The 4,025-nt window shown below is 62.7% G+C and carries 1 protein-coding gene and 1 pseudogene; both read left to right on the top strand.

The window, feature by feature from the left end; translation table 11 throughout:
* Positions 1 to 775, top strand: a 775-nt coding sequence (locus NP3_RS03745) for a CocE/NonD family hydrolase (protein ID WP_157124059.1), incomplete at its 5' end; no start/stop codon positions are given.
* A gap of 317 nt (positions 776 to 1,092) precedes the next feature.
* A pseudogene (rpoB, locus tag NP3_RS03740) lies at positions 1,093 to 4,025 on the top strand (DNA-directed RNA polymerase subunit beta); the annotation flags it as partial.

Genomic DNA, 4,025 nt, shown 5'->3' with positions numbered 1-4,025 from the left:
GATCACCCTGTGGGAGCAGGGCTCGGGCTGGAAGACCTTGGGGCAGTTCCCGGAATCCGGTGTCACGCATCGCCGTGTCTACCTGTCCTCGGCGTCGAGCGATACCGCCGAGCATTCGGTACACGACGGCTCGCTGTCCTCGACGAAGCCGGAGGAGCGCATCGCGCTGCAGGTGTCGCCGGGGGTGACCATGGCGTGCTCACGCGATGCCGCTCAGGGCTCCGCCGGTCTGGCCGCGCCATTCGATATCTGCGCCAAGGACTCTCGCGTCGCCGAGAGCAACGGGCTGACCTTCACCAGTGCGGAGATGCGTGAGCCGACGGTGATCTCCGGACCGATCAATGTGCACCTCAATGCGGTTCACGATGCGACGGACGGCTATTGGGACGTCACCGTCAACGATGTCTCGCCCGACGGCACGTCGACCGTGTTGACCACCGGCCAGCTCACCGCGTCGCTGCGCGCGGTGGACGAGGCGCGGAGTATGCGCTCGGCGAGCGGCGATTACACCGCACCGTACAACCCGATCACCCTGGACAGCATGCTGCCCGTCGTGCCGGGAAAGCCGATGACGCTGGATATCGCAGTCATCCCGACGCAGGCCGTCTTGGCGCCCGGCCACCGGCTGCGGGTGGATGTGTTCGCCGGAAACGTGCCGAAGGCAATGGCTTTTCGGCCGATGCTCAACGCCACCGAACTCAAGACGCAATACCTGCAGCTCGATCCGGATGCACCCAGCTTCGTCAATCTGCCGACGGACCGGCCCATCGCCTGAAATGTGGCGAAAAGCTTGACGTAGGCGGGTTCCGCAAGTTATTCTATAAATGGGAAGCAATTCAGCGCGGGTTCGACGTAGCCCAAAAACATTGACTCCTATTCTGATTCCGCACTCGACATTCAGTGGGTGCGAGTGTAATTTTGGACGTTGCGCTGGTTGCCTCCTGTCCACCTCACGAACCAATCGTTGTAAACATCATCCGCTGTGGTGATGTTTCCTTCGTGGTGCGCGAGTTTCGTTCGGGTGCGCGGCCGGGGCGGAATTCGTCAGTAGACAAGCGATGTTCGCGCATTGCGTGAGGGGAAGGACGCACCTTGTCAGAATCGAGCCGGACGGTCGGTGCACCGAAGCGGATTTCCTTCGCCAGGGTCCGGGAGCCACTGGAGGTCCCCGGCCTGCTCGACGTGCAGACCGATTCGTTCGCCTGGCTGATCGGCGGACCGGAATGGGAAGCCCGCGCCGCCGAGCTCGGCGTGGGTAGTTCGACAGGCGGACTGCAGGAGGTGCTCGAGGAGCTCTCGCCGATCGAGGACTTCTCCCGGTCGATGTCCCTTTCTTTCTCTGATCCTCGTTTCGAGGAGGTCAAGGCCTCCGTCGACGAGTGCAAAGACAAGGACATGACCTATGCGGCGCCGTTGTTCGTGACCGCCGAGTTCATCAACAACAACACCGGTGAGATCAAGAGCCAGACGGTCTTCATGGGTGATTTCCCGATGATGACCGATAAGGGCACTTCATCATCAACGGCACCGAGCGCGTGGTTGTTTCGCAGCTGGTGCGTTCGCCGGGTGTCTATTTCGATCACAGCGTCGACAAGGGTACGGAGAAGGATCTGCACAGCGTGCGGGTCATTCCGTCGCGTGGGGCTTGGCTGGAGTTGGATGTCGACAAGCGCGACACCGTCGGCGTGCGCATCGACCGCAAGCGCCGCCAACCCGTGACGGTCTTCCTCAAGGCGCTCGGCTGGAGTTCCGAGCAGATCACGCAGCGCTTCGGCTTCTCCGAGGTCATGATGTCGACCCTGGAGAAGGACCATACGGTCGGCACCGACGACGCCTTGCTCGATATCTATCGCAAGCTGCGTCCGGGTGAGCCGCCGACCAAGGAGTCCGCGCAAGCGCTCCTGGAGAACCTGTTCTTCAAGGACAAGCGCTACGACCTGGCGCGCGTGGGTCGCTACAAAATGAACAAGAAGCTCGGCATCAGCACCACCACGGACCAGGTGCTGAGCGAGGAGGATCTCATCGCGATCATCGAGTACCTGGTCCGGCTGCACGCGGGCGAACGGACTATGACGGCGCCCGGTGGTGTCGAGGTTCGGGTCGAGGTCGATGACATCGACCATTTCGGCAACCGTCGCCTGCGCAGGGTCGGCGAGCTGATCCAGAACCAGATCCGGGTCGGCATGTCGCGGATGGAGCGGGTGGTCCGCGAGCGGATGACCACCCAGGACGTCGAAGCCATCACCCCGCAGACGTTGATCAATATCCGTCCGGTCACCGCGTCGATCAGGGAGTTCTTCGGGACTTCGCAGCTGTCGGTGTTCATGGACCAGAACAACCCGCTGTCGGGTCTGACAAATAAGCGCCGGCTCTCGGCGCTGGGCCCGGGTGGTCTGTCCCGGGAACGCGCCAGCCTCGAACTGCGCGATGTGCACCACAGTCACTATGGCCGGATGTGCCCGATCGAGACCCCGGAAGGCCCGAATATCGGCCTGATCGGCTACCTTTCGGTGTACGCGCGGGTCAATCCGTTCGGCTTCATCGAGACGCCGTACCGCAAGGTGGTCGACGGCAGGGCGACCGATGACGTCGAATACCTCACCGCGGACGAAGAGGAACGATATGTGCGTGCGCAGGCCAATTCGCTGACCGACGCGGACGGATACCTGGTAGAGGACAAGATCCTGGCCCGGCGCCTCGGCGAGGAGGTCGAATCGGTTCCCGCCGACGAGGTCGACTACATGGATGTTTCGCCGCGCCAGATGGTTTCGGTCGCGACCGCGATGATTCCGTTCCTCGAGCACGACGACGCCAACCGTGCCCTCATGGGTGCGAACATGCAGCGCCAGGCCGTGCCGCTGATCCGTTCCGAATCCCCGATTGTCGGTACCGGTATGGAGTTTCGTGCCGCACTCGATTCGGGCGATGTGGTCGTCAACACGAAAGCCGGTGTGGTGGAGGAGGTTTCGGGCGACTTCATCACCGTGATGGCCGACGACGGCACCCGCAAGAGCTACCGGTTACGCAAGTTCGCCCGCTCGAACCAAGGCAATTGCGTCAATCAACGCCCGATCGTGGACGAGGGTCAGCGCGTCGAGTCCGGTCAAGTGCTTGGCGATGGCCCGTGCACCGAGAACGGTGAGATGGCGCTCGGCAAGAACCTGCTCGTGGCGATCATGCCGTGGGAAGGCCACAATTACGAGGACGCGATCATCCTGTCGCAGCGCATCGTCGAACAGGATGTGCTCACCTCGATCCACATCGAGGAGCACGAAGTCGATGCCCGCGACACCAAGCTCGGTGCCGAGGAGATCACCCGCGATATCCCGAACGTCTCCGACGAAGTGCTCGCCGATCTCGACGAACGCGGCATCATCCGCGTCGGTGCGGAGGTGCGTCACGGTGACATCCTGGTCGGCAAGGTCACTCCCAAGGGTGAGACCGAGCTGACCCCGGAGGAACGATTGCTGCGCGCGATCTTCGGTGAGAAGGCGCGCGAAGTGCGCGACACTTCGATGAAGGTGCCGCATGGTCAATCGGGCAAAGTTATCGGTATTCGGGTGTTCTCGCGCGAGGACGACGACGATCTGCCGCCCGGTGTCAATGAACTCGTGCGCGTCTATGTGGCGCAGCAGCGCAAGATCCAGGACGGCGACAAGCTGGCCGGACGCCACGGCAACAAGGGTGTCATCGGCAAGATCCTCCCCACCGAGGACATGCCGTTCCTGCCCGATGGCACGCCGGTGGACATCATCCTGAACAGTCACGGTGTGCCGCGTCGTATGAACATCGGCCAGATCTTGGAGACCCATCTCGGCTGGATCGGCAAGGCGGGCTGGGAGATTCAGGGCACACCCGACTGGGCGATTTCGCTGCCCGAGGACATGCGGGCCGCGCCTGCCGACAGCAATCTCGCCACTCCGGTCTTCGACGGCGCACGTGAGGAAGAGCTCAGCGGCCTGCTCGGCTGCACACTGCCCAACCGCGACGGTGAGGTGATGGTCGGTGCGGATGGTAAAGCGACA

The organism is Nocardia pseudovaccinii NBRC 100343, assembly GCF_001613225.1.
GTDB lineage: Bacteria > Actinomycetota > Actinomycetes > Mycobacteriales > Mycobacteriaceae > Nocardia > Nocardia pseudovaccinii.
Note: the sequence above shows the minus strand (reverse complement) of the source record. Positions and strands in the feature narration are given on the sequence as shown.